A 26,709-nucleotide genomic window follows, 5' to 3' on the forward strand; every position below is an offset into this window, starting at 1 on the left:
ATAAACAGGAGCCCGAAACAACTGAAAAGACCACTTCCAACCGGAAATGGGCTTTTCAGTAGTCTCGGAAATCACTCCTGTGTTAATCCCTATCTGTTAAAATAGGGCGGATGGAATCATCCGCCCCTCCCGTAGCAATTATTTTCTTAAACCTAATTTCTCAATCAGTGCACGGTATCTTTCGATGTCTGTTTTCTTAAGATAAGCAAGAAGGCCACGTCTCTGACCTACCATTTTCAGAAGACCTCTTCTGGAATGATGATCTTTGTGGTGTGTTTTAAGATGCTCTGTAAGCTCCTGGATTCTTGCTGTAAGAACTGCAACCTGAACCTCCGGTGAACCTGTGTCACCCTCTGTTCTTGCATACTCTTTCATGATCGCTGCTTTCTTCTCTTTAGAAATCATTTTTGTTTCCTCCTTGAATTTTAATTAAACGCCGGGTATTAAGAAGTGGTCGGAGTCTCCGGCTTCTGAATACTGGCTTTTTTCACCTCGAACAGTATAGCACACGGTTTCTGACCTGTAAACTGTTTTTTCGAAAAGTTTTTCCCGAAAGTTTTTATTTTTCGAGACTGCGGAAATAAGCCTTTCCCTTTTCTGCATCCTTCAGGAGCTGCTGCTTTAGTGCTTCTATGGACGAAAAGCGCTTCTCCGGTCTGGAATAATGAAAGAATTCCACTCTGCAGGGCTCTCCGTACAGATCCTCCTCACAGTCAAAAAGATAGGTCTCAACACCCAGGAATTTCTCTCCGATGGTTGGTTTATATCCTACGTTTGTGATCCCGCAAAGGGTTCTGTCCTTAAAATGGGACACTGTATCATAAACGCCATTTGGCGGCATCAGCTTTTCTTTTGCAGGAACGATATTGGTAGTGGGAAGAAGGACCTTATGTCCCATTCCTCTTCCATGTTCGATCACACCGTCCACAAAAAAGGGGATTCCCAGCAGATCATTAACCTTTTCCATATTTCCCTTTTTCAGTTCCTCACGGATAAATGTACTGCTGATCTTTCTGCGGCCTTCCATTTCTTTCGGAACAACATCCACAGTAAAGCCAAGCTTCCTTCCCATAGTCTCCAGAAGCTGTGGTGTTCCCTTGCGTTCATACCCGAACCTGAAATCTTCTCCCACTGCAACATGCTCCGCCTGAAGATCTCCCACCAGGATTTCTTTAATAAAGGTTTCCGCCTTCATATGACGGATCCGGTTATCCAGCGGACATTCGATCAGCACATCCACGCCTGCTTTCTCAAGAAGCTGACATCGTTCCTCTTTTGTAAAGATCATCTGACTGCCGATGCCAAGAGAAAAAAGGACTGTCTGCAGACCTTTTTCTTTCTGTTCCAGGATCTTCTCCACCAGTTTCTGGTGTCCACGGTGTATGCCGTCAAATTTTCCAAGTGTCACCGCACTCTTTGAAAGGCGCGGAAATTCTCCGTCGATCTTCAAGTATTCCATATCTTCTGCTGCTCCTGCAAGTTTTTATAAAATGTCATACAAAAAACATGCGGATGGGTACGTATTTCTGTTTTCTTTCATCCCAGCCGTATATTCCTGTGAAATTTCCGCTGCTTTTATACATCCGGACTTTTTCTTCCCTGCTGCCTCCCTGTACCAGTTCTTCCGGAAGCGGGTTTCCGTTATTGAGAAGTCTGTCTCCCTCCGGTGTACAGGTAAGGACCGGATACATGGAAAGTACATCCTCGATGGAAACAAGCTTTTCCCCGATGGTCCCATCGGCAACCGCTTCCTCCACCTGGGAAAGTGTCATGCTCTCTTCCAGAGTGAAATTTCCGGACCTGGTCCGAAGCAGCTCTTCCATGGCTCCGCCGCAGCCTAATTTTTCTCCGATGTCATTGCAAAGTGTACGGATATAGGTGCCCTTGCTGCAGGTAACGCTTATGCGTACCAGCGGAAGCTCCATATCCAGTATCCTTATCTCATAAAAAACCACAGGGCGCGGCTTACGCTCTATGGTTTTTCCTTCTCTGGCCAGTTCATAAAGCTTCTTTCCGTTTACCTTCAGGGCCGAATACATAGGAGGGACCTGCTGCTGTTCTCCCACAAAGGATCCCACTGCCTCACGGACTTCCTCTTCCGTGACGGTAACAGGTTTCTCAGAAAGAACAGCTCCGGTCATGTCCTGGGTATCTGTGGAAACTCCCAGCCTTAAAACCGCCTCATATGTTTTTTCTTTTTCTGTAAGAAGCTCCACCAGCCGGGTCCCCTTGCCCAGTGCAACAGGAAGTACTCCCTCTGCTGCCGGATCCAGAGTCCCAGTATGGCCAATCTTTTTCATGTGGAGAATCCCACGCAGCTTTGCAACAACATCATGAGAGGTATAACCTTTTTCCTTTCGGATCACAAGTATTCCGTCCATGATCTTATCTTTACTCCTCTGCAAGCTGTTTTTCAATTTCAGCAGTAAGGTTATTGATCACATCGTACATGGAGCCCTGCATATCACAGCCGGCTGCACGCACATGTCCGCCGCCTCCGAAAAATACGGCAATCTTGCTTACATCCACCTTACCATTGGAACGGAGAGATACCTTAAAGAGCTGCGTCTGCATCTCATAGATAAAGATCGCAACCTCCACACCAGCAGTCAGACGGAGCTGGCTCACGATTCCCTCCAGATCCTTTCCTTCCACACTGTAGAAATCCATCTCCCGTTTTTTCAGATATCCGACCACACACTTACCGCCCTGAAGGAGAATACTCTCTGCCAGGACACGTCCCATGACCTGATTCTGAAGATATGTTTTCTGGTAAAAGGACTCATCGATGATCCTGCTGAAATCAAATCCTGTTTTCATCAGTTCTCCGGCGATCCTCATGGTTTCCGGTGTTGTGGAAGAATACTGGAACACGCCGGTATCATGTGCCATTCCTGTATAAATAGGAACCGCAATGGAACGATCGATCTTGTCTGAATCCAGAAGTCCGTAAAGAACTTCGCTGGCAGAGCTGATCTCGCCTCTTACATGATTGACATCCGCAAATCCGTTATTGCTCACATGATGATCAATGCAGGCTGTCTTTTTTGCTGCATCGAAATATTTCCGGGCAACAGCAAGCCTGTCCAGTGCGCTGACATCACAGGTGATAAAAAGATCATACACCTTATCTTCTTCTGCTTCTGTCTTAACCTCATCCATTCTGTCAATGTAATCAAATACAGGTTTCCGATCTTCCAGATAAACATCTGCTTCTATATCAGGAAAATATTTCCGGATATAGAGATACAGAGCCATACAGGAACCAATGCAGTCCCCATCCGGACGGATGTGACCGCCAATGCCAACGGTTTTTACATTTTCCAGTATTTCTGAAATGTTTTTCATTTTTTCCACCTATTCCTCTGTTTCCATCCCACTCATTACGTCATTGATCTTCTTTGACATATTTACACCATATTCAATAGACTCATCCAGAACAAAACGGATCTCCGGTGTATTGCGGAGATTCAGTCTTCTGGCCAGTTCTCTCCGAACATAGCCCTCTGCATTCTTTAAGCCCCGGAGGGTGGAATCCTTGGCCTGTTTCTCGCCCAGCACACTGATGTAAGCTTTGCAGGTCTTAAGATCCGGTGCCACCTCAACAGCTGTCACAGAAGTCATCGGATGAATTCTGGGGTCCTTGATCTCGCTGTGTATGATGGTGCTGAGTTCTTTTTGAACTGCACCATTCACACGTGTATTTTTAATGCTGTTTTTTCTCATTACGAATCACTCCTATCTTGGTACCTCTACCATGATATATGCTTCGACTTTATCTTCTTCTTTGACATCATTAAAGTCATTAAATACAAGACCGCACTCATATCCGGCACGAACTTCCTTGACATCATCCTTAAATCTCTTCAGGGATGCAAGCTCACCCTCGAAGATCTGGTCCTCACCTCGTGTAATACGAACCTTACAGTTACGCTGGAATGTACCATCCAGCACATAGCTTCCTGCGATGGTTCCGACACCGGATGCCTTGAACAGCTGACGAACCTCTGCGTGACCGATAACCTTCTCCTCGAATACAGGATCCAGCATACCCTTCATGGCTGCCTCTACATCCTCGATCGCCTGATAAATAACTTTATAAAGTCGAAGGTCAACGCCCTCCTGCTCAGCAAGCTGTTTTGCTGTAGTATCCGGACGTACGTTAAAGCCGATGATGATCGCATTGGATGTTGCAGCAAGGCTGACATCAGACTCATTGATGGCACCTACACCACCATGGATCACCTTAACGATAACTTCCTCGTTGGAAAGCTTGGTAAGACTCTGTTTTACAGCCTCAACAGATCCCTGTACATCGGCCTTGACGATGATCGGAAGCTCCTTAAGATCGCTGGCCTGGATCTGGTCAAACAGGTTATCCAGAGAAAGCTTGCCTTTGGTCTCCTCGAGAAGACGGCTCTTGTTCTCTGTAACGAATGCGCCTGCAAAGTTCTTGGCTTCTTTATCGCTCTCAAAGGACATCAAGATCTCACCTGCATTAGGAACATCACCAAGTCCGAGGATCTCAACCGGAGTAGACGGACCTGCCTCTTTTACACGACGTCCCTTATCATCCATCATTGCACGTACCTTACCGTTGCATGCACCTGCGGCAATAAAGTCTCCCACATGAAGAGTACCCTTCTGAACAAGGATGGTAGCAACCGGTCCTTTACCCTTATCAAGCTGAGCCTCAATAACAAGACCTCTTGCCTCACGGTTCGGATTGGCTTTGAGCTCGGAAACCTCAGCAGTAAGAAGAATCATCTCAAGAAGATTCTCAATTCCTTCTCCTGTATGTGCGGATACCGGAACAAAGATGGTGCTTCCGCCCCAGTCCTCAGGAATCAGTTCATACTCGGAAAGCTCCTGTTTTACACGCTCTACATTTGCACTTGGTTTATCGATCTTATTGATGGCAACGATGATCTCAACACCGGCTGCCTTTGCATGGCTGATCGCCTCTACTGTCTGCGGCATTACACCATCGTCTGCGGCAACGACCAGAACTGCGATATCTGTAGCGTTGGCACCACGCATACGCATAGCTGTGAACGCCTCATGTCCCGGTGTATCCAGGAATGTGATCTTCTGACCTTTGATATTTACCACGTAAGCACCGATGTGCTGTGTGATTCCGCCGGCCTCGCCTCTGGTTACGTTTGTATTACGGATGGCATCCAGAAGAGATGTTTTACCATGGTCAACGTGACCCATAACACAGACTACCGGAGGTCTCGGAACCATATCATCCTCATCCTCTTCGTCCTCTTTGAGGAGCTCTGCGATCACATCCACCTTTTCTTCCTTCTCAGCAATGATATCAAAGCCAAGTGCGATCTCCTCTGCCTTTTCAAAGTCGATCTCCTGGTTTACGGTTACCATGACACCTTCCATGAAAAGCTTCTTAACGATCACTGACGGCTGCATCTTCATCGCGTCCGCAAGCTCACGGATAGTAAGCTTCTCCGGAATGGTGATCTCCTTGATCTCCGGTTTCTTCTCTTCCTGCTTCGGCTGTGGATTCGGTTTCTGAAGTGCTTTCGGGATTCTGGAATTCGGTCTGCGTCCGCCCTGATTTGGTCTGCGTCCGCCCTGCGTACCTTTCTCGAATTCTTTCTTCTTGTTCTTATTCTCTCTGTCACGCTCACGCTTGCTGTCCTTGGATGTCTTGGTCAGCTCCGGAGTGAATACAGCATCTGAAGAGCCACCGCTTCTTCTCTGTCCCGGACGCTGTCCGCCGCCCTGGCCACCACGGTTTGCTCCGCTGAAACGGTTATCTCCGCCTCTTCCGCCTTCGGAACGTCCGCCCTGGCCTCCCTGGCCACGGTTTGCTCCACCGCCGAAACGACTTCCTCCGTCTCTTCTTCCTTCAAAGCTTCCGCCCTGACCTCCCTGGCCACGGTTTGCTCCACCGCCGAAACGGCTTCCGCCTCTTCCGTCATTCTGACGTGGACCTCTGTTTCCCTCGCCCTGTCTTGCCGGACGTCCCTCACCATTCTGGGAACGGTTTCCGCCAAAACGATTTCCGCCGTCTCTTCTTCCCTCGAAGGTTCTTCCGTCACGATTTCCGTCTCTTCTTCCTTCCGGACGGTTGCCCTGCGATCTTCCGCCCTGAGTACGATTCTGGCCACTCTGACCGTTTCTCTGCTCACCGGATTCACCATTTCTTGTGTTTGCTCCTGTGCTTCTCTGACCGCCGTTCTGTGGACGTGCCGGTCCCTTTCTCTCGCCTGCTGCCGGTTTTCTTCTTCCTTTACCGCCATCGCTGGCATTCTGTGCATGAAATACACGGATGATATTTTTTTTCTTTTTCGGTGCTTCAGATTTGTTACCCTCTGTATTCACCGTTGTTGTCTTTTCTTCTGTTTTTGGAGTATCCAATTGTCTATATTGCTCCTTTCCCGATCTGTTGAATTTATCTTTTATCATTTCTATCGTCAAACCTCCTTACAGACGCCTGTATCATGCAGGTTATCTGCCGGATTCTTTTTCCAGCGCCTTCATGATCGCCTTTGCAAAATTTTCGTCCTGCACGGCAAGGCTGGCACGGAATTCTTTGCCCATTGCTCTGCCCAGGCTCTCTTTGTCTGAAAGGAAATATAACGGAACTTCATAATAGGTACACATATTCCGAAATTTCTTTTTTGTGTTTTCGGAGGCATCATCTGCCACCAGTGCCAGGAAACCTTTTCCTGTTTTTACGGATTTCTCTGTGGAAAATTCTCCGCTCACTGTTTTTCCTGCTTTTGTCGCAAGTCCGATGAGTGATAAAACCTTATTGTTTTTCAATTGATCCAAACTCCTTTTTGAGGTTCTGATACACTTCATCCGGAACTGCCATTTTCAAGGAACGCTCCAGGCCATGGTTTTTGATAGCCTTTTCCAGGCATTCCTCTGAGAAACAAAGGTATGCGCCGCGTCCGTTTTTCTTACCTGTAGCGTCCAGGATGATCTCATTCTCTGATGTCCTGAGAACTCGTATCATTTCCTTTTTGCTTTTCATTTCCCTGCAGCCGGTACACTGACGCATGGGAATCTTGGTTCTCGTTTTCATTATTCTTCGGCATCTCCATCTGCTGTTTCTTCAGCTTCTGTTTCTGTCTCTTCTGTATCTTCCTCTGTTTCTTCAAGCTCTTCGGAAACAGCCTCTTCTGTCATTTCTTCCTCTGCTTCCTCGTGTTCCTCATCGTAATCATCGTAGAAGTCACCGGACTCTCTTGCCTGTGTCTCGCTCTTGATGTCGATCTTGAAGCCTGTAAGTCTTGCAGCAAGACGTGCGTTCTGTCCTTCCTTACCGATAGCAAGGGAAAGCTGGTAATCCGGAACTACGACCAGTGCGGTCTTTTCATCCGGGTCAGCCATAACTGCGATAACCTTTGCAGGACTTAATGCATTCTCGATAAGGATCGCCGGGTTCTCATCCCAGTTGATGATATCGATCTTCTCACCGTGAAGCTCGTTAACAACTGCACCTACACGTGCACCGTTCATACCAACGCATGCTCCCACAGCATCTACATCCGGATCGTTGCTCCATACAGCGATCTTGGTACGGGAGCCTGCCTCACGGGCAATGCTCTTGATCTCAACGGTACCGTCTCTTACCTCTGCAACCTCGGACTCGAAAAGTCTCTTTACAAGACCGGGATGTGTTCTGGAAACCAGGATACGCGGTCCCTTCGGTGTATCCTTAACTTCAAGAATGTAAACTTTTACTCGCTCAGTTGGCTGGAAGGTCTCACCCTTTACCTGTTCGTTCTCTGTAAGTACTGCGTCTGCCTTACCAAGGTTGATGCTGACATTTTTGCCCATTACTCTCTGAACAATACCGGTTACCACTTCTTTTTCGATTCCATAGTACTGATCGTAAAGAACTTTACGCTCTTCCTCACGGATTTTCTGAAGAATGACATTCTTTGCATTCTGGGTTGCGATACGTCCGAATTCCTTGGACTGGATCTCAACCTTCATAACATCACCGATCTCTGCGTTCGTGTTTGTTTTCTGTGCATCCACCAGAGAAATCTCCAGCGCCGGATCCTCCACATGCTCTACAACAGTTCTGTCAGCGTAAACACTGAAGTCACAGGTCTCCGGATCGATCATAACGTGAACGTTATCTGCCTTTCCGAAATGGTTCTTACATGCCTGGATCAGTGACTGCTCAATTGCCTCCAGCAGTGTATCCTTACTGATGTTTTTCTCTTTTTCGAGAACGTCCAGCGCATCTCTTAAATCTCTGCTCATTTTTCTTTTTTCCTCCTGAATTTTACAGATTCGATTCTCTTTTAGAATTCGATCGCGAGACGAATCAGGGCAATATCTTTTTTATCAAAGGTACGTTCTGTGCCGTCTTCATCGATTGTCACACTGTTACTATCATATGCATTTAAAATACCGCAGAATTCTTTCTGTTTCTCGATGGGCCGGTAGGTACGGATCTCCACCAGCTTGCCAAGGCTTCTCTTAAAGTCTTTTTCTTTTTTAAGAGGCCGGTCAAGTCCCGGAGAACTGATCTCCATAATGTAGCTGTCCTCGATGAAATCCTGCTCATCCAGTATATCGCTGAATGCACGGCTTACGTCCTCGCAGTCATTGACTGTGATTCCGCCCGGTTTGTCGATATAGCCTCTGAGATACCAGGTTCCGGCTTCCTTGACATACTCCACGTCTACCAGCTCAAAGCCCCTGGACTCCACGATCGGTGTAAGGATTGCCTCTGTCTTCTGTTCATATTCTTCCCGTCTGCTCATGCTTCCCACCTGCCTTTCCTATTTCTGCCTATTTCTGAACAAATTCCTTCTCAGCAAATAGGAGCGGGCTCTCGCCCACTCCTATGCCAACAAGTTCTTAGTTTTGTTCATTGTAACACCAATGTCTGTTAAATGCAAGTATTAATTGCGATTTGAATTTCTGTTTATCTTTTACAGGATTTCTCCCGCTTTATAGCATGCTGCTATATAATCTCTCGGCTGATAATAAAAATCTGTATTATAGTCCGAAATATGTGCATCAATCCAGGAATGATAAATATCCCATATTCCTTTTTCGATTTCCGCATCATCATATATGTCTTCTATTAATCGCTCATATACTTCTCCAATATCCCAGTAATCCGGAACCGTATATCTGCACATGGATACATTGTCAAATTTTCCTTCTGGAATATTGCATTGCTCCATAAACTCTGCTGCAACTTTTTGTATTGGCTCACAGTGAAATACATCCGCATAATCGTATATTCTCTTTATGTTTTCTCTGCCAAGATAATCTGTGATTTCCCGCCGATGTTGTTTTCTGTTTCGTCCTATATACTCAATCAGGCTACAGGTAAAAAATAAATTGTTATTATTTTTTTTCGCCATATACGACCTCACTTCCTGCAAATTCCAAAGTATCCAATGCCGAAACTGTATGAAAACTGATCTGATGTGTGGGGTACTTAAATTTTACCAGTTCCCAGAAAGCAGATCTTGAGATCTTACCATCCAGATAGTTTTGCAGGTAATTGTAGATCGTATCATCTGCCATCGGTCCTTCCACAATATCATACTGATGTGCTTGTCCACTTCGACAGGAAATAATAAAGTCCAGCCATTCTTCTGTCATTTTCTCAAATCTAAGAATTTTTAATTCTGTATTTTCTGTATACTCGTACCTGTTAATGTATCCCTTTTCTCCATACCTTGTCGCCCACCGTTCTGCCTGTTTTTCGATGTTCGTACAATAGAAGCCAAAGTAGAAATCTTTGTTAAATCGGGCTTTTCTGATTTCCGGATACTCTACTATATCTTTACTTCCATGATATAAAGTCATATGCACTCCTTTTCAGATTGGACTTAACACAATAGTTTCCTGGAGCTATTATAACAAATGTGTATCGAAAATCGCAATATATTTTACTCTCACAAGAGCATCTATATCACGACACTCTCCCATTCTCCATCTCATACACCACATCCGCTACTTTCATCGTAGAAGTTCTGTGTGACACCAGCACGACGGTACGGTTGGCTTTATCTTCCTTCAGGGATTTCAGGATGATGCCTTCGTTCAGGGAATCCAGATTGGAGGTTGGCTCGTCCAGAAGAAGGCTACCAGCGCGGTTACTTCCACTACGGGGTCCTGATGCCGGATAAAGTATTCAAAAACGCCGGTTGGGATCCGGGGATTTCCGTTTTCTTCTTCGGCTTTTACCTAGCCGGTTTCTGGGTCCACATACCAGAGAACAGTTTTTTTCCTCCGGTGCTGTGCAGAACAGTTCAAAATAGCTGTCCTCTTTTTTTACATGAAGGCGGATCTGTTCTTTATAATTCTTAAATTCACCGGCCAGTCTTCTTGGACAGGTTTTTTCCATGTAGTAGATTCCCATGAGAAAGGAGTATTCCCTCGGCTCATAGCGGTATCTGAGGTCTGTGTTCCGAAGAGCATGCTCAAAGGTGCTTCCGTAATTTACGAAATTGCAGATCTGCTGCACGGTCTCATCGCTTACCACGTGCTCCATGCGGCAGGCATCTTCTTCTGCAATGCGGCTTTCTACTCCTACATATTCCAGAAGCTGGGTGAAGGTTTCATGGCGGTGGCGGCATTCCTCGCCCCGGATCCGTCCCAGCTCTGTGAGGCAGACGCAGATGTTTTTTTCTTCGATTTTTACGTAGCCCTGGGCTGTCAACTGTTTCAGACAGGCCAGAACCTCCCGTCTGCTCATCTTCATCCGCCCGCAAATCTCGGAGATTCCGATCAGGGCGTCCTTTTTTGCAAGAGAGCAAAGCCCCTCCAGCATGTCTTCCTCGATTTCTCTTTTGGATAAGGGTATGCTGTGGCCCAGCTCTTCTGTGGATTCATATGTTATTTTTGTCATTGTTTTTTTCTGAACCTGTTTTATATTTGCGGCTGTGTTAGTTCAGTCTAATTTATTATAAAAGATGGCTCATATTTCTGTCAAGAGGGCAAAAAAATCCCCACCGGTCGGGTTAATTGTACCTGATCGGTGGGAAGTATATATTCTGTAAAATTGTATTCTCTTTATTTACGTCCAGTCGCTCTCCGCTTCTGCCAGCTTCTCCCTCAATGTTTTCTCAAGAGCCACAAAAGCCGGAATAAAGCTGTCGCGGATGAGCAGGATCATCTCATCTACTTCCTGCTCATTATATATATGGACAGATGTGTTACGCTTTTTCAGCATGAGCAGCCACACTGCTGAGTCGTTTACGAAGCCCAGCTTATAGCCAAGCTGCAGGATTTCTCTCGGTGAACCGGTGTCTACTCCTTCTGCCCCGTGGAGTCGCAGGATCTCCTGAAGAGCTTTCCAGGCAAGCTCGAAAGTCAGGTTGAACTGTCCGATCACGCCGGTTCTGTAAATATCGTTGTTATCCGCAAGTTTGAAATCTGCATTTCTTAATATAGTAAGACAATTAGAAAAATTATCAAGCTTTTTCATAGATCACAACTCCATCCTTTTTAATTTCTTTTTTGAGTTCTTCAGAAATTGAAGCATCTGCATTAATTACATCAAACATCAGAAGTGAATGGATATTTTCTTTGATATCCCAGTAAAAGGAATCAAAATCTCCTCCATATACAGCAATATCTACATCACTTCTTTCTGTATTGTTTCCTCTTGCACGGGACCCAAAGAGGATGATCTTTCTGACAGAATGTTTTGTGGCAAATGAAAATAGTTCTCTTATAACTCTTTCCGGAAGATCATATCGCATTTTTAACGCCTCCCATTTTCATATAACCCTATCATATCCTATCTGCCAGTTATCCGCAATCCTCTTCGCGTCTTTTATATCCTCGGCTTCACACCCTTCGTATCTCTCTTAGCCAGCTTAACTTTATTCAGCACATACGGCTTATCATGATATTCAATGGCATATTCCTGGCGGCTTTCCAGGAGATAGGCGTGGTGGATCCGGTCTTCGCCGGTAAGCTTCATGCCGCGGACACCCATAGCGTTTTTCTTAGTGACGGAGATCTCGGTTTTCATGATACGGAGAAAGTAACCTTTCTCAGACTGGAACACAACCTGTTCCATCTCATCGGCTGCTCCTACGAATACAAGGCGGTCATCCTCTGCAAGCTTGGTGGAAACAATGGTACGCTTGGAAACACGGAACTCTTCTCCTTTTACCAGCTTGCACATGCCATTCTCTGTAACAAAGAGCACTGTGGAGGCTGCTACCTGACTCAGCGGTGCCACATAAAGGATCTGCTCGGAAGTACTGTCATAATTACCCAGATTATCTGCCGGAACACCTTTATCACGGAAACGTACCAGCGGGATATCCTCTGCCTTCACTGTGTGGAGCTTGCCGGTATCTGTAAAGATACAGATCTTGTCCGTATTCATGCAGGTAAAGACATAGCGGCTCTCTGCATGAGCGGCATCCTTATTACGCTCGTAGGCATTCTTGTCAATGAGACGCATATATCCGAAACGATCCATCAGGAAGCAGACTTCGGTCTCTTCCATCTTCTTCTCCTCATAAACAGCTTCCTCTGCGTTTTCAATGGAAGTCTTACGCTTACTGCCGTATTCCTTCTTGATCTGATCCAGTTCACCCATGATCACTGCTGCCATGGAGTCATAATTATTCAGGATATCCTCATAAGCAGCAATGTTCTTCATGGTTTCCTCATGCTCCTTCATCAGAGCATCGATCTCCAGACCGATCAGCTTGTAAAGACGCATCTCCAGGATAGCTGCGGCCTGTTTTTCTGTGAATTTCAAGGATTTTGCCGTTTTTTCGGATGTCTTGGTCTTGAATTTAATCCCTTCTGTGATACCGTCGGTCAGACATTTCTTTACCTGGTCACGGCTCTTGCTGCCACGGAGGATCTCGATGATCAGATCAATGACATCGCAGGCTTTGATAAGGCCTTCCTGGATCTCCCGTTTCTCCTGTTCCTTGGCAAGAAGGGTTGTATATTTTCTGGAATTTACTTCAAATACAAAGTCCACATGGTGAGCAATGATCTGCTTCAGTCCCAGTGTTTCCGGTCTTCCGTCTGCAACTGCCAGCATGTTGACACCGAAGGTATCCTCCAGTCGGGTCTTCTTATAGAGCATGTTGGTAAGGTTCTCCACGTCTGCATCGCGCTTCAGTTCCAGAACGATACGGATCCCCTCTTTGGAGGACTGGTTGGAAATATCCACGATATCTGTGGTCTTCTTGGTCTCTACCAGGGTTGCGATATCATTAAGGAATTTTCCGATGTTTGCACCGATCATGGTGTAAGGAATCTCTGTGATCACCAGCTGCTGGCGACCGCCCTTCAGCTTCTCTATTTCCACCCGTCCACGGATACGGAGCTTACCTGTTCCGGATTCATAGATCTTTACAAGGTCGTCCTTATTTACTACGATACCACCTGTCGGAAAATCCGGGCCCTTGAGATAACGCATCAGCCCACGGGTGCTGATATCATTATTCTTCATGTATGCCTTCACAGCATCCACCGCTTCGCCCAGGTTATGCGGCGGGATGCTGGTAGCCATACCAACGGCTATTCCATCTGCTCCGTTTACAAGGAGGTTTGGAATACGCACCGGAAGTACTACCGGCTCCTTCTCTGTTTCATCGAAGTTCGGCATAAAGTCCACAACGTTCTTATCAAGGTCTTCCAGAAAAACCTCCTGGGTCAGCTTCTCCAGGCGGGCCTCTGTGTATCGCATGGCTGCGGCTCCGTCGCCTTCAATGGAACCAAAGTTTCCATGTCCGTCCACCAATGTACGACCCTTTTTAAATTCCTGCGCCATGACTACAAGCGCATCATAAATGGAGCTGTCACCGTGGGGATGATATTTACCCATAGTATCTCCTACGATACGGGCACATTTACGGTACGGGCGGTCGTAACGAATGCCCAACTCATACATATCGTAAAGGGTACGGCGCTGTACCGGCTTCAGTCCGTCACGTACATCCGGCAGTGCTCTGGAAATGATAACGCTCATGGCGTAATCGATATATGATTTCTGCATGATCTCCGCATAATCGGTGCGGATGATATTGTCCTGTTTCGTATTCATAGTTTATTCTCCCAATCAAATATCCAGCTCTGCATCTGTTGCATGCTCATAGATAAAGGCCTTACGTGGCGGAACATCGCTTCCCATCAGGATTTCTGTCACATCGGAGGCCATGCGGGCATCTTCGATCTCCACACGCTTCATCATTCTTGTCTCAGGGTTCAGGGTAGTCTCCCAGAGCTGCTGGGCGTCCATCTCACCGAGACCTTTGTATCTCTGGAGCGTGAAGCTTCCCGGTTTATGGCTCTTACGGTATTTCTCAAGAGCCTTGTCATCGTAGAGATATTCCTCCTGCCCCTTCTTCGGCATTACCTTATAAAGAGGTGGCATGGCAATATACACATGTCCCTCATAGATAAGCTCCGGCATAAAACGGTAAAACAAGGTCAGAAGCAGAGTAGAGATATGAGCACCATCCACATCCGCATCGGCCATGATCACGATCTTGTCATAACGAAGCTTCGTGATATCAAAATCATTTCCGTAGCCTTCGGAAAAGCCGCAGCCAAAGGCATTGATCATAGTCTTGATCTCTGCGTTGGCCAGCACCTTGTCGATGGTAGCCTTCTCTACGTTGAGGATCTTACCGCGGATCGGAAGGATCGCCTGATAGTTACGGTCTCTGGCTGTCTTGGCCGAACCGCCGGCGGAATCTCCCTCTACGATAAAGATCTCACACAGTGACGGATCCTTTTTCTCACAGTTGGCCAGCTTGCCGTTGGAATCAAAAGAGTATTTCTGTTTGGTGAGAAGGTTTGTCTTGGCACGCTCCTCGGTCTTACGGATCTTGGCCGCCTTTTCTGCACAGGAAAGGACGATCTTCAGTGTTTCCAGATTTCGGTCAAAAAACAGCACCAGCTGTTCTCCTGCTACCTTGCCGGTGGCTCTGGATGCGTCCTGGTTGTCCAGCTTGGTCTTGGTCTGTCCCTCAAAGCGGGGTGCCGGATGCTTGATGGAGACTACAGCAGTCATTCCGTTTCGGATATCTGCACCTGTAAAGTTGGGGTCTTTATCCTTCAATACACCGATCTCACGTGCGTAGGTGTTCATTACCGTTGTAAAGGTAGTCTTAAATCCGGTCAGATGAGTTCCTCCCTCTGCATTGTAGATATTATTGCAGAATCCGAGAACGTTCTCACGGAACTCATTGGTAAACTGAAAAGCAACCTCCACCTGGATCCCGTCTGCCTCTCCTTTAAAATAAACCGGATCATGGAGAGGCTGTGCATTCTTGTTAAGGTCACGGATAAAGCCTACGATTCCCTCCGGCTCATGATACTCAATATCCTCGGGAGCGTCCCCTCTTCGATCCTCAAAATGGATGGTAAGCTCCGGATTCAGATAGGCAGTCTCATGGAGACGGCTCTTTACATCCGCTGCTCCGAATCTTGTTTTCTCAAAAATCTCCGGATCCGGAAGGAAATTCACACAGGTTCCGGTACCTCTGGTCTTCCCTAATTTGGGGAGCAGTCCTGCTTCCAGTTCAATGGTAGGGATTCCTCTCTCATAGTGGTCATGATGTATATAACCATCACGACTGATCTTAATATCCAGATACGTAGATAATGCGTTCACTACGGAAGACCCTACACCATGAAGTCCGCCGCTTGTCTTATATGCGGAATTGTCAAACTTACCGCCTGCATGAAGGGTTGTAAAAACAAGACGCTCCGCAGATATTCCCTTGGCATGCATATCCACCGGGATCCCTCGTCCATTATCCTCTACTGTACAGGAACCGTCCTTCTCAAGAACTACATGGATACGGCTGCAGTACCCTGCAAGGTGCTCATCCACCGCATTGTCTACGATCTCATATATCAGATGGTTCAGTCCCTTTCTGGATACGCTTCCGATATACATACCGGGGCGCTTTCGCACGGCCTCGAGGCCCTCCAGGACAGAGATACTGCCCGCATCATAAGTGTCTTTTTTTGCCATTCCACTGATTCCTTTCTTTTTTATATTCGAACATTTGTTTGTATTATACTCAAAATATATGTACTTGTAAAGTCCACATGATCATCTTTTTTCTGCAATTTTTCCAAAAGATACGCGTGACAGTTCAAGAAACCGGTCTTCCGAAAAATCGCTTTCTTCAGCCGCCACAGCCTATCTATTCTATCAAAAGTATCTGTAAACTTCAAGCAATTTGTGTCTGTCTGAATACAACAGGCGGAAAACCCTGCTTTTTATGAAAGCATGTTTTCCGCCTGTTTCTGATCATTTCAGGAAATTTTTTCCAGAAGCTTCTCCTCGCACAGGGGCCTGGAAAAATAATATCCCTGTATCATATCCACACCCCATTTTTCCAGAAGCTTTACCTCCTTTTCGGTCTCAGCGCCTTCTGCGATCACCTTATATCCCATATGCTGCAGGATCATGACAATGCTGCGATAAAAGGTAGCCGTCTGAGGATCGCTGCTGACCCCGGACAAAAGAGAACGGTCCATTTTTACTGCTGAAAACGGAATGCGAAGAACTGCGTTCAGATTTGCATAACCGGAACCAAAATCATCCAGGCACATGTGGATCCCCACTTCTGCAAAATCATCAATGGCTGTGCAGAAGCTTTCGCTGTATTCGGTTGCCACATTTTCCGTGATCTCAAACTGAAAATATCCCGGATCTAATCCATACCCCTGTATGATCCCGATAAGCACATGGCTGTATCCGGGTTTCATCAATTCAGAAGGAGAAAGATTGAATTTCACATTCTGGATCTTCTTCATGATATATTCATGTTCTTTTATAAAACGGCAGACCTTGTGAAGCTGAAGACATCCCACCGCAGAGATCATTCCCTGTTTTTCCGCGATCCCGATAAACACATCCGGCGGGATCATTCCCAGAACAGGATGTTTCAGCCGGCTCAGTGCCTCCAGAGTAATAAAATCCTGGTTTTTTATAGAATATACCGGCTGATAATATACTTCAAACAGATCCTCTTTCACAGCCTTCTGAAGAAAATGCTCCACTTCCTGCTCATAGCGGAAGCCCTCCAGGATCTTGCTGTCCGACTGGATCAGGACCGTATCCTGACGGTTCTGTATCAGAGAGATCATATATTCAATATAAGAAAGAATACTATCCTCTTTTTCCAGTTTTTCCGCATTCATGATCCCACAGATCGCAGCATGGAACGACACCTTTTCGTTTTCGATAAAAAACGGCTTTTTCAGAAATTCTTCTATGCCTTCTCTGGCTTTTTCATAATCTGTCAGCGAGTCCAGCACTGCCAGAAAGCAATTGCCTGTGATACGAAAGATCTGCACTGAATCCGTGATCTCCCGAAATCCCTTCGCCGCCCGGATCAGCAGCTGATCTCCCACTCTGGTACCGTAGATCCGGTTGATCTGCTTCATATTGCGGGCATCCACAGCAAGCAGATGAAAGCTTTCTTTTCGATAGAGCTTTTCTCCGATCCATTTGTCAAAATACTGTTTGTCAAATAAACCTGTCATACTGTCCGTATATTCACCTGGATTGTTCATAGTAAGATAGATCAGCCAAAGTCCTACAGAAAGTCCGAAGCCGGTAAGCAGTATTCTTTCCGCGGCAATCTGGAGAAACAGGCAGGCTGCTTCGATAAACCAAAATCTCCATATGGTGCGCCGTATTTCTTTTTCTGCTGTTTTTCCATAAAGTAACATAAATGCAACGATCACCAGCATAAAAAAGAATACATATCCATAGAGCAGAAAATGAAAACTTCCCCGGATAAATCTACCTTCCTGGTCAAAATAAAAAAGCCATCCCGTCCGTAAGTTTGCTGTAACTGCCAGCAGCATTGCAGCCGGCAGGACCACCCAGCCGGTTTTCAGCCATTTATACTTCTCCTTCTGTCTTCCGGTGATGATCCGAATGTAGCAGAAAAGCCCGTAGGTAAGTATGACATCACAGAAATAATAGAGCGTCAGGACCAGCGCTGACATTCTGCAACCTTCGCTGCTGCCGCCTCCCGCGATCACCGCACTCAGCATATCCAGCAGCACGTAAACGCCGCTGAAAGCCAGAAAACATACAAAATTCCTGTTTTCCGCATTGTTCAGTCTTTTATGAGAAAAATAATGTATCGCGATCATCGTCACCAAAACAAGGGATGTGATCTGAAAACAGTTAATATACTCCATTTTTCAAATCCCCCTTCTTTTTGTTCTCATAAAGCTTCCTGTCTGCCTCATATTTCCATTCTCCCATGGATTTCAGAGAGCCATCCTTATTTCGCAGATGGCTGCATCCCAGGGACAACGAAAAACGATGTCTGCATCCTCTCCCGATATTCCGGAGTTCTTCTTTCAGGCGTTCCGACCAGAATTCGTCCGGTACTTCCGGATCATAGACCAGAACCGCAAATTCATCCCCGCCGATGCGGTAGCAGGTTCCTTTTTCCTGGAAAACGTTCTCCACACATCTGGCCGAGATCACCACCATCTCGTCTCCTGCAGCCCGTCCGTATTCTTCGTTGATCACGCGAAGCTGATCGATATCGATATACATAAGAAGGATATCCCGGTATCTGCCCATATCTGCGGAAATACTTTCCAGTTTTTTCTCAAAATTGGCTCTCGTCTCAAGTCCTGTCATCCCATCCTCTCTGGACAGTCGTTCGTAAGCCTGGGATTCCAGACGGTAACGGACGTTGTCTGCCATCATCATGACTGCGTCTGCAATGACCAGCACAAGAAACACAAGATTTCCCAATTCAAAAATGGATCCATAGTAGGAAATCTCGAACAGCCAGTACAGGATCAGCGCTATGATACCGCTTGCTCCCACGATGATATATGCAATGAGAAGCAAATGTATCTCACGCTGTTTATGCTTCCGGTACTCCCGGATCAGAAGTACCGCTGATATCAGGACCCACACAAACAGCAGGATATGTGTTACAAACAGCATATCCTTAAATTCAAAGGCTCCTAGGATCACCAGAACTCCCTGTAAAACAGCATTCAGATAAAATGTAAAGATTCCAAGATCCAGGAGCCTGTATTTTTTCATGTTTCCGATATTCTGCAAAAAACGCAGCATCGGAACTGCCAGCAGCATGAACATATAAAAAGAAATGAGACATAATACTTCGGGGCATCTGCTGTAGCTTTGTGCCAGTGATGAGTCCGTCACCAGCCAGATACTGCACATCATAAGGAACAGTGCCACATCCCGGAACCGTCTGTCCGGCATCTGCCTTATTCTCATATAGATGCAGATGCACAGGGCGATCATACTTAATACGATCATGATCGTTGCCGCCCCTAAAGGAATGGCTGCTTTTCTGATCTGATACCAGGCTATTGCACTTCCGGTTCCTATGCATACCGGCTCTATAACATATTTTCCTCTCTGAGGCGCAGAATAGCTGAACGTCAGGACTTTTCCCTCTGTGTCATTACCCAGAGCGGCGATGCACTGCACCTTGGAACGCATCTGCACATTTTTGGAAAACATGGCCTCCTTATATTCATACAGGATCTTTCCATTCAGGCGTATCACCAGATCGTACTGGGCTCCTGTAGAAACCACGGTCATTCCTCTGCTTTCCGCTCCCAGACTTTCATTGTACAGGATCAGCTTTTCACCTGTTTTTGCCGGAATTTCCGCAGGCAGGGTGATCTCCTGTTTTTTTCCGTCCTTTATGTAGTACCATCCTTTGTTAAGAAGCTGTACACTGTCCTGCTTCTGGATCAGCCCCCCTGTGTGGATCGCCGCAAAGATCGCGCCAAAAACCAGCAGTACCACAAAAAAAAGAAAGGATTCTCCCTTCCATATCAAATTTTTCTTTTTTCTGTAATCCATACTCTTCCTCTTTATATTTTTTTATTCCATTTCGTTTTGTATCTATCATATCATCAATCGATTTTTCCGTCAAAAAAATTGTCAAAAAACAGGGTGAAAATTTTTTTCAAAAAAAGAAAAAAAGTGCTTGCATTTTGTAAGAAAGTATTATATACTAACGAAGTCGGTTGCGGGAAACAACAGAAATCAAGAGCAAACGACACAAATGAATATGGCCAGTTGGTCAAGGGGTTAAGACGCCGCCCTCTCACGGCGGAAACACGGGTTCGATTCCCGTACTGGCTATCAACTAAAAGCAGTTAGGATTTTTATTCTGACTGCTTTTTTTGTGATTGTTATACTTCACTTTTTCCTGTTATCGCTATCAAACGTTGCTCTGAACATTGCATATAAAAATTTCGTTCTTCCTGTTTATCTGTTTTCTGTATTTTCACATATATTATTTTGCATTTCTTTCTCTTCTGTTTTATAATTTCCCCTGAAAATACTTAAGATAAGGGGCGACTTCTCATGCATCACAAACGTTCTTTTCGCAGAAAGCTGCAGACATTTTTTCTTTCTCTGCTGCTTGTTCTGCTAACAGTCGCAGAAGTTCCCTCTGCTGCTTACACAGCCGAGGCTGCTTCTGCTGACACAACAATGGCTGTACACTTTCTGGATGTAGGGCAGGGGCTTTCGATCCTGGTCCAGTCACAGGGGCAGAATCTCCTGTATGACGGCGGTGACCGAGGACATTCCAGTTTCGTGGTTTCCTATCTGCAGAAACAGAATATTTCCATCATTGACTATATGATCTCCTCCCATTATGACGAGGACCATGTGGCTGGTCTTGTAGGATGCCTGGACAGCTTTTCCGTAAAAAATGTGATCGGTGCAGATTATATACAGGATACAAAGATCTATCAATCTTTTGAAAACAGTGTTGCCTCTCAAGGATTAACTGTGCAGCATCCGGAGCCCGGAACGGATTTTACTTTCGGAGGCGGGAAATTTACGGTTCTTTCTCCTCAATCGATCAGCAGCAACGATAACGACAATTCTGTTGCGATCCGACTGGAAAACGGAAATAACCATTTTCTTTTTACCGGGGATGCAGAATCTGCCGGGGAGGAAGCGATCTGTGATCTGGGACTTGATCTTTCCTGCGATGTGATCGTTCCTGGACATCACGGTTCTGCCACTGCCACCACCTGGGATCTGCTCCAGCAGACTGTTCCGGAATATGCAGTGATCAGCTGCGGCGCCGGTAATTCCTACGGACATCCTCATAAGGATACCATGGATAAGCTTGCGGATATGGGAATACAGGTATTTCGTACTGATGAGCAGGGTACGGTGATCGCAATCAGCGACGGAAGCAATATCCAGTGGAACCAGAGTCCCTGTAATGATTATTCTGCTGGAGATGAATCGGATACCGGCACACAGCCTTCCTCCGCTTATAAGGATTCCGGTGCGTCCGGCTATGGATCTTCTGATTCGGCTGCTGCAGATCCTCAGACCGGAGTGCAGGCCGATCCGGAACCAGTGGGTGATATGGTCTGGATCTCCGCTACCGGAAGCAAGTACCACCGGATCCCTAACTGCGGAAATATGAATCCGGATAATGCCACAGAGATGACACGCTCCCAGGCTGAAGCTGCAGGATATAAAGCCTGCAAGAAGTGTTATTAGAAACGTCCGCATGCTGTCAGTTTTTCTGAATATCATGCAGTATTGACATAATATGGATAATCTTTGAGAACATTATTTAAGGACAGCTGTATCATAAATTGATATGACAGGCTGTCCTTTTCTTTTACTATTTTATAATATCCTCCGCCGGTTCAGCCGGTACGAAAACTCTCTTCTTTTCTTTTTTCTCCTTTTTTGCTGCCTTTGCCCGCTCGGTAGCCTCCCTGCAGAATTCCATCTGGGAATTTATCAGCGTTTTGCCACGTTTGTCCTGCTTCTCATACAAACCGGAGGGCTGCAGGATATGTGCTTTTACATTGTCACGGAATTCCAGATCCAACACATGCATGATCTCTTCCTTGATCCGCTCATCTTCCACAGGGAAAACAATCTCCACACGACGATCAAGGTTACGTGGCATCCAGTCCGCACTTCCCATATAGATTTCATCGGAACCGCCATTGCGGAAATAGAAAATACGGCTGTGCTCCAGGAAATTACCAACGATCGAACGCACGTGGATATTTTCGCTGATACCCGGAATGCCCACCTTCAGGCAGCAGATGCCGCGGATCAGAAGATCGATCCTGACACCACAGGAAGAAGCATAATACAGCGCTGCAATGATCTCAGGGTCACACAGAGAATTCATCTTTGCCGCAATGTGAGCCTCTTCTCCCTTTTTCGCATGCTCCGCTTCTCTTTCGATCATTTTTACAAAACGGTCCTTCATCCAGATCGGTGCAACGATCAGGCGATTCCAGCGCTTCGGCTCGGAATATCCGGAAAGCATGTTGAACACAGCAGTTGCATCCTCTCCAAACCGTTCGTCACAGGTAAATATACCACAGTCTGTATAAAGCTTGGCTGTGGAATCGTTATAGTTTCCGGTTGCCAGATGCACATATCTGCGGATCCCGTTTTCTTCTCTTCTCACAACAAGAGTGATCTTACTGTGTGTTTTCAGGCCCACCAGACCATAGATGACATGACAGCCTGCCTTTTCCAGCATTTTTGCCCAGACGATATTATTTTCCTCATCAAAACGCGCTTTCAGCTCTACAAGAACAGAAACCTGCTTGCCGTTTTCTGCGGCTTGAGCAAGTGCCGCGATGATGGGTGAATTGCCGCTGACGCGATACAGGGTCTGCTTGATTGCCAGTACATCCGGGTCCTTTGCCGCCTGACGCACAAAATTTACCACCGGATCAAAGCTCATATACGGATGATGCAGGAACACATCACCCTCCCTGATCACCTGAAAAATATCTTTATCATTCTGAAATGCAGGCACTGCTGCCGGTTTGTATTTCGGTTCCTTGAACTGATCGTATCCGTCAATACCATAAACCTTCATCAGCATGGTCAGATCCAGCGGTCCGTTGATAAAAAAGATATCATCTCCATGAACCTGAAACTCCATTTTCAGAATATCCAGAAGCCGCAGATCCATCTTATCTTCCACTTCCAGGCGGATCACCTCTCCCCACTGGCGTTTTTTCAGCTGTTTCTGGATCTCAACCAGAAGATCCTCTGCCTCATCCTCGTCAATAGGAAGATCCGCATTACGCATGATCCTGTACGGATGGGCACAGATCACATCATAGCTTAAGAACAGCTTGTCGATGTTGCGCTCAATGATCTGTTCCAGAAGTGTTACGGTTGTATGGCCTTTTTTCTCAGATGGAATGATCACTACTCTCGGAAGTACAGAAGGCACCTGTACAGTGGCAAAATCAATCTCTTCTTTTCCTTTTTTGGTATCTTTTTTGGAAAGAAGTGCTCCGATATTCAACGTTTTATTACGGATCAGAGGAAACGGTCTGGAAGAATCCATTGCCATTGGTGTCAGGACCGGATATACATTATCTTCAAAATACTGATCCACAAATTCTTTCTGCTTCTCGGAAAATGCCTCGTGCTCAAAGATCACATGAAGTCCTGCTTTTTCAAGTGCAGGGACCAGAGACCGGTTTAATGTACTGTACTGTACGTGAACAAGATCATGTGTCTGCCGGCTGATGGCTTTCAGCTGTTCCTTGGCTGTCATTCCTGCAATATCTGTTTTTTTGTACCCTGCATGAACCTGATCCTTCAGGGATGCAACACGGACCATATAAAATTCATCCAGATTGGATGAGGTGATACTCAAAAATTTCAGTCTCTCAAACAGAGGTAGATTTTTGTCTCTGGCTTCACTGAGCACACGATCATCAAATTTGATCCAGCTCAGCTCTCTGTTTACAAAATATTCCGGTTTGTCAAATTCCTTAAATTTCATACAAAAACCTCCTCCGTTATCTTCTTCCCTTCCGTCTCATTACAAGCCGGATTCCAAACACCTCTTCAAAAAATTCTTTTTTATCTTTCAGAAGCCCCAGCTCCAGAGAAACATCCCTTGCGGAATCCACCACCAGGTAAAGGATCCTGTCTTTTAAGGTTACATTAAGCGCTTTTACCTTCTGGTAATGGCTTCTGTCCATAGCATTGGCCAGGCGGAGAATCGCGGTCAGCTTCGCAGTCAGGAGATAATTTTCCCTGCTCATGGATGTTTCACGGTTGATCTCTTTGTAGCAGCCGAATTCTCTGGTATTATACCTCACCGCACTAGCGATCACCTGCCGCTCCTCTGTGGAAAGACCTATGATCTCCGTAGCCATGATGATCCGGTAAGAGCATTCTGCCACCTCACTCATACTGATATATTTTCCGCAGTCATGAAGAAGAACTGCGATCTGCAGAAGAAGCCGTTCACGTTTTCCCATGCCGTGGATCTTCCTTGTGCTGTCAAAAATATCCAGTGCCACATCGGTAGTTCCTGCAATGTGGTTCTTTCCGCTGGAATACCTTTTGGCAATGTTCCTGGATGCCACCAGAATATCATTTTCAAAATTGTGTACACTTTTCAGATATTTGTTTTTTTCCGCATAGTCATAGGCAATCCCGTCCAGAAGCGAAACACCCGGGATCCAGAGTGCTTCTGCCTGAAAGATTTCTATAAAGTTTCGGATGATAACCATGTTCGGCACGATCAGAGACGCATATTCCGGTTCCAACTCCATGGATTCGGCAAGGTCATGATCGGACATGTTTACAATGGTCTCGTATTTCTTCAGGAATTCCTCCTTTGTGATGATATTCTCTCCGGATCTGTCCTGAAAGATCGTATCTGTGAGAAAATCTCCCATCAGGATCAGATTGGAGATTTCCTTGTCCTTAAGATAAAGACGTTGAAAGCTTATCAGATCATTTCGGATAAATTCCTCTATCAGCCGGTCATAATGTGGAGTTGTTTTCTCCAGTTCTTTCAGACGTTCGCGGATACGAAGACTTCCCATACGGATACTCTGGGTCAGCACCAGAGCATCTTTATCAAAGAGAGAGATCTGCAGATTTCCTCCTCCGATATCCAGGATCGCCGTCCCCTTCTGAATAGCCTTTTTGAAGCCGGATTCAATGGCAGCAATGGATTTATATCCCAGAAAATGCTGTTCCGCATTACTCAGGATCTCTACCCGGATACCAGTTCTCTGATAGATCTGCTCCAGGATGATCACCGGATTTTCCAGCTCACGGAGAGAGCTTGTTGCACACGCACGCCAGCTTTCTACCCCAAATTCAGCCATCATGCATTTAAAATCATTAAGGGTCTCGCAGAGCTCATCCACAGTCTCCATCTCTAGCCGTCCTGCAGCATAAGTTCCACGGCCCAGCTCCAGCTGGTAACGGACATCATTGATCTCCCGGAAGCCGATCCGCTTTGACATTTCAAAGATCTTCATACTGACTTCATAGGAGCCTATATCAATTGCTGCAAAGGTTGTCACCGCCATAGTTTTTCATCCTTTCCCCCAATACACAGGTAAACTATTTCTTTTTTTCTTCCTCTGTTCCCACAATGTAATCAATAAACTGCTGCGCTGCACGTCCGGTCAGTCCGCCGTGAGAGATCTCCCACTGGTTGGCTTTCAAAAGCAGTTCCTCATCCGGCATGGTAACTCCATAACGAGCTGCCAGTGTACGGACGATCTCCTGGAACTGTTTTTTGTCCGGTTTGCCAAAGTAGATACGGACACCAAAGCGATATACCAGGGAAAGCTTCTCCTGCACGGTGTCGGAGGAATGCAGATCATTGTCATCTGCGATCTCCAGCTTATCTGTGGCACGCTCACGGACAAGATTACGCCGGTTGCTTGTGGCATAGATCAGGACATTGTCCGGTTTTTTCTCAAGACCGCCCTCGATCACGGCTTTCAGGTATTTATATTCAATCTCAAATTCCTCAAAGGAAAGATCATCCATATAAATGATAAAACGATAGTTACGGTTTTTGATCTGGGCGATGACTTCATTAAGATCCTGGAACTGATGCTTATAGGCCTCAATGATACGAAGTCCCTGATCATAATACTGGTTCAGGATTCCCTTGATACTGGAAGATTTACCGGTTCCCGCATCACCAAAGAGCAGACAGTTGTTCGCCTTTCTCCCCTGTACAAATGCCTCTGTATTATCAATGAGCTTTTTCTTGGCGATCTCATATCCTACCAGATCATCGATCTTCACATGTGCGATCCTTGTGATAGGCTGGATCTCCACCTTTCCCTCCTCATCGTGGCCGATACGGAATGCCTTATGGAGACCAAGCTTGCCAACACCGAAATCTTTATAGAAGGATACCATATCATCCATAAATTCTTCGGTTGTGGTGGCTGCTGCCAGGGTTTTGCTCATCTGACAGATACGGTCACGGATCCTGGTATTAAAGAGCTTGCTGTTCTCATCCGGTGTCTGGTAATCACAGATCACCCTGCAGCATACAGTTCCGAACACTTTATCAAAGACCGTGATGTCAAAATCATACAATTCCTTGAAAATCTGGAAATCATTTTTTGCCAGGTCGTTAATGCTGCCCTTGATCGCTCCTCGTATCTCGCTTGCCATACTGAAAGCGTTCTCATGATTTACCAGAAGGAAGGTAAGATATGTATGCCAGATATTTCCGGAAAAACCGTACATTCCTGCCAGCTCCACCAGCCCGTTGACACTTTTGAAAAACTGGTCTTCTCTTGCCTTGAGTGCTTCTTCATCTGCTTCATAAAGATTAATAAGTTCTGTCATATCGTCCAGTATCTCACCGTTTGAAAATCCACGGTAAAGGATACATTCCTGAATTCTTGCCAACATAATAATTT

At 46.0% G+C, this 26,709-nt stretch carries 23 protein-coding genes, 1 tRNA gene and 1 pseudogene; 2 read left to right on the forward strand and 23 right to left on the reverse strand.

What is annotated here, in order from left to right; translation table 11 throughout:
* Positions 1-138: 138 nt before the first annotated feature.
* From rpsO to CCC17_RS10185, 20 genes and pseudogenes are all read right to left on the reverse strand, one after another.
* On the reverse strand, positions 139-405 hold the full coding sequence (gene rpsO, locus CCC17_RS10090) for a 30S ribosomal protein S15 (protein WP_114001446.1): 267 nt from the start codon (positions 403-405) through the stop codon (positions 139-141).
* A 154-nt stretch (positions 406-559) separates the two neighbouring features.
* Positions 560-1,459, reverse strand: coding sequence for a bifunctional riboflavin kinase/FAD synthetase (locus CCC17_RS10095; RefSeq protein WP_118625419.1), 900 nt, complete (start codon positions 1,457-1,459; stop codon positions 560-562).
* 34 nt (positions 1,460-1,493) lie between these two features.
* Positions 1,494-2,384 carry a tRNA pseudouridine(55) synthase TruB gene (gene truB / locus CCC17_RS10100; protein ID WP_370816446.1) on the reverse strand — a complete coding sequence of 297 codons (891 nt, stop codon included), beginning with the start codon at positions 2,382-2,384 and terminating at the stop codon, positions 1,494-1,496.
* A gap of 7 nt (positions 2,385-2,391) precedes the next feature.
* A complete protein-coding gene (locus CCC17_RS10105) occupies positions 2,392-3,348 on the reverse strand; it encodes a DHH family phosphoesterase (RefSeq protein ID WP_022426620.1) in 957 nt (318 codons plus the stop codon).
* Positions 3,349-3,357: 9 nt separating this feature from the next.
* On the reverse strand, positions 3,358-3,726 hold the full coding sequence (gene rbfA / locus CCC17_RS10110; protein WP_015525797.1) for a 30S ribosome-binding factor RbfA: 369 nt from the start codon (positions 3,724-3,726) through the stop codon (positions 3,358-3,360).
* A gap of 12 nt (positions 3,727-3,738) precedes the next feature.
* Positions 3,739-6,432, reverse strand: a complete 2,694-nt coding sequence (gene infB / locus CCC17_RS10115; RefSeq protein WP_287083023.1) for a translation initiation factor IF-2 — start codon at positions 6,430-6,432, stop codon at positions 3,739-3,741.
* 42 nt (positions 6,433-6,474) lie between these two features.
* Complete coding sequence (locus tag CCC17_RS10120) at positions 6,475-6,792, reverse strand: L7Ae/L30e/S12e/Gadd45 family ribosomal protein (RefSeq protein WP_021650310.1); 318 nt, start codon at positions 6,790-6,792, stop codon at positions 6,475-6,477.
* Positions 6,779-7,057, reverse strand: coding sequence for an RNase P modulator RnpM (rnpM, locus tag CCC17_RS10125; RefSeq protein ID WP_015525795.1), 279 nt, complete (start codon positions 7,055-7,057; stop codon positions 6,779-6,781). Before rnpM ends, CCC17_RS10120 begins: the two co-directional genes overlap by 14 nt.
* Complete coding sequence (gene nusA / locus CCC17_RS10130; protein ID WP_110102010.1) at positions 7,057-8,250, reverse strand: transcription termination factor NusA; 1,194 nt, start codon at positions 8,248-8,250, stop codon at positions 7,057-7,059. The genes rnpM and nusA overlap by 1 nt, the downstream gene beginning before the upstream one ends.
* Positions 8,251-8,291: 41 nt before the next feature.
* Positions 8,292-8,756 carry a ribosome maturation factor RimP gene (gene rimP / locus CCC17_RS10135; RefSeq protein ID WP_021650312.1) on the reverse strand — a complete coding sequence of 155 codons (465 nt, stop codon included), beginning with the start codon at positions 8,754-8,756 and terminating at the stop codon, positions 8,292-8,294.
* Positions 8,757-8,927: 171 nt separating this feature from the next.
* Positions 8,928-9,368, reverse strand: coding sequence for a hypothetical protein (locus CCC17_RS10140; RefSeq protein ID WP_021650313.1), 441 nt, complete (start codon positions 9,366-9,368; stop codon positions 8,928-8,930).
* The gene (locus CCC17_RS10145; protein ID WP_022426617.1) at positions 9,352-9,819 is read right to left on the reverse strand and encodes a DUF3990 domain-containing protein; all 468 of its coding nucleotides are present in this window, start codon (positions 9,817-9,819) and stop codon (positions 9,352-9,354) included. Before CCC17_RS10145 ends, CCC17_RS10140 begins: the two co-directional genes overlap by 17 nt.
* Positions 9,820-9,925: 106 nt before the next feature.
* A pseudogene (locus tag CCC17_RS15075) lies at positions 9,926-10,096 on the reverse strand (ABC transporter ATP-binding protein); the annotation flags it as partial.
* Between the two features lie 51 nt (positions 10,097-10,147).
* On the reverse strand, positions 10,148-10,864 hold the full coding sequence (locus tag CCC17_RS10155) for a metal-dependent transcriptional regulator (RefSeq protein WP_287083024.1): 717 nt from the start codon (positions 10,862-10,864) through the stop codon (positions 10,148-10,150).
* Positions 10,865-11,032: 168 nt separating this feature from the next.
* A complete protein-coding gene (locus CCC17_RS10160; RefSeq protein WP_021650317.1) occupies positions 11,033-11,443 on the reverse strand; it encodes an HI0074 family nucleotidyltransferase substrate-binding subunit in 411 nt (136 codons plus the stop codon).
* Positions 11,430-11,720 (reverse strand): nucleotidyltransferase family protein, encoded by a 291-nt coding sequence (locus CCC17_RS10165; protein ID WP_021650318.1) that lies wholly within the window; start codon positions 11,718-11,720, stop codon positions 11,430-11,432. The genes CCC17_RS10160 and CCC17_RS10165 overlap by 14 nt, the downstream gene beginning before the upstream one ends.
* Before the next feature lie 74 nt (positions 11,721-11,794).
* Positions 11,795-14,041, reverse strand: a complete 2,247-nt coding sequence (locus tag CCC17_RS10170) for a DNA gyrase/topoisomerase IV subunit A (RefSeq protein ID WP_287083026.1) — start codon at positions 14,039-14,041, stop codon at positions 11,795-11,797.
* Between the two features lie 15 nt (positions 14,042-14,056).
* Positions 14,057-15,982, reverse strand: coding sequence for a DNA gyrase/topoisomerase IV subunit B (locus CCC17_RS10175; protein WP_021650321.1), 1,926 nt, complete (start codon positions 15,980-15,982; stop codon positions 14,057-14,059).
* A gap of 287 nt (positions 15,983-16,269) precedes the next feature.
* Entirely contained in the window at positions 16,270-18,174 is a 1,905-nt protein-coding gene (locus tag CCC17_RS10180) for a GGDEF domain-containing phosphodiesterase (RefSeq protein WP_287083028.1), read from the reverse strand.
* A complete protein-coding gene (locus CCC17_RS10185) occupies positions 18,161-19,840 on the reverse strand; it encodes a GGDEF domain-containing protein (protein WP_021650324.1) in 1,680 nt (559 codons plus the stop codon). Before CCC17_RS10185 ends, CCC17_RS10180 begins: the two co-directional genes overlap by 14 nt.
* Before the next feature lie 213 nt (positions 19,841-20,053).
* Here CCC17_RS10185 and CCC17_RS10190 point away from each other — a divergent pair.
* Both CCC17_RS10190 and CCC17_RS10195 read left to right on the forward strand, forming a co-directional pair.
* A tRNA-Glu gene (locus CCC17_RS10190) sits at positions 20,054-20,125 on the forward strand.
* Positions 20,126-20,350: 225 nt separating this feature from the next.
* Positions 20,351-21,514: a ComEC/Rec2 family competence protein gene (locus tag CCC17_RS10195; RefSeq protein WP_015525775.1), complete on the forward strand. Its 1,164-nt coding sequence runs from the start codon at positions 20,351-20,353 to the stop codon at positions 21,512-21,514.
* Between the two features lie 127 nt (positions 21,515-21,641).
* Here the strand turns inward: CCC17_RS10195 and CCC17_RS10200 are convergent, their stop codons facing one another.
* The 3 genes from CCC17_RS10200 to CCC17_RS10210 are packed head-to-tail and all read right to left on the reverse strand — an operon-like array spanning position 21,642 to position 26,698.
* On the reverse strand, positions 21,642-23,795 hold the full coding sequence (locus CCC17_RS10200) for an RNA degradosome polyphosphate kinase (RefSeq protein ID WP_278654715.1): 2,154 nt from the start codon (positions 23,793-23,795) through the stop codon (positions 21,642-21,644).
* A gap of 16 nt (positions 23,796-23,811) precedes the next feature.
* Positions 23,812-25,347, reverse strand: a complete 1,536-nt coding sequence (locus CCC17_RS10205) for a Ppx/GppA phosphatase family protein (RefSeq protein ID WP_278654716.1) — start codon at positions 25,345-25,347, stop codon at positions 23,812-23,814.
* Positions 25,348-25,381: 34 nt separating this feature from the next.
* Positions 25,382-26,698, reverse strand: coding sequence for an ATP-binding protein (locus tag CCC17_RS10210; protein WP_173745930.1), 1,317 nt, complete (start codon positions 26,696-26,698; stop codon positions 25,382-25,384).
* Positions 26,699-26,709: the final 11 nt, after the last annotated feature.

The sequence above is a fragment of the Blautia sp. LMAG:36 genome (assembly GCF_008680535.1).
Lineage (GTDB): Bacteria > Bacillota > Clostridia > Lachnospirales > Lachnospiraceae > Blautia_A > Blautia_A fusiformis.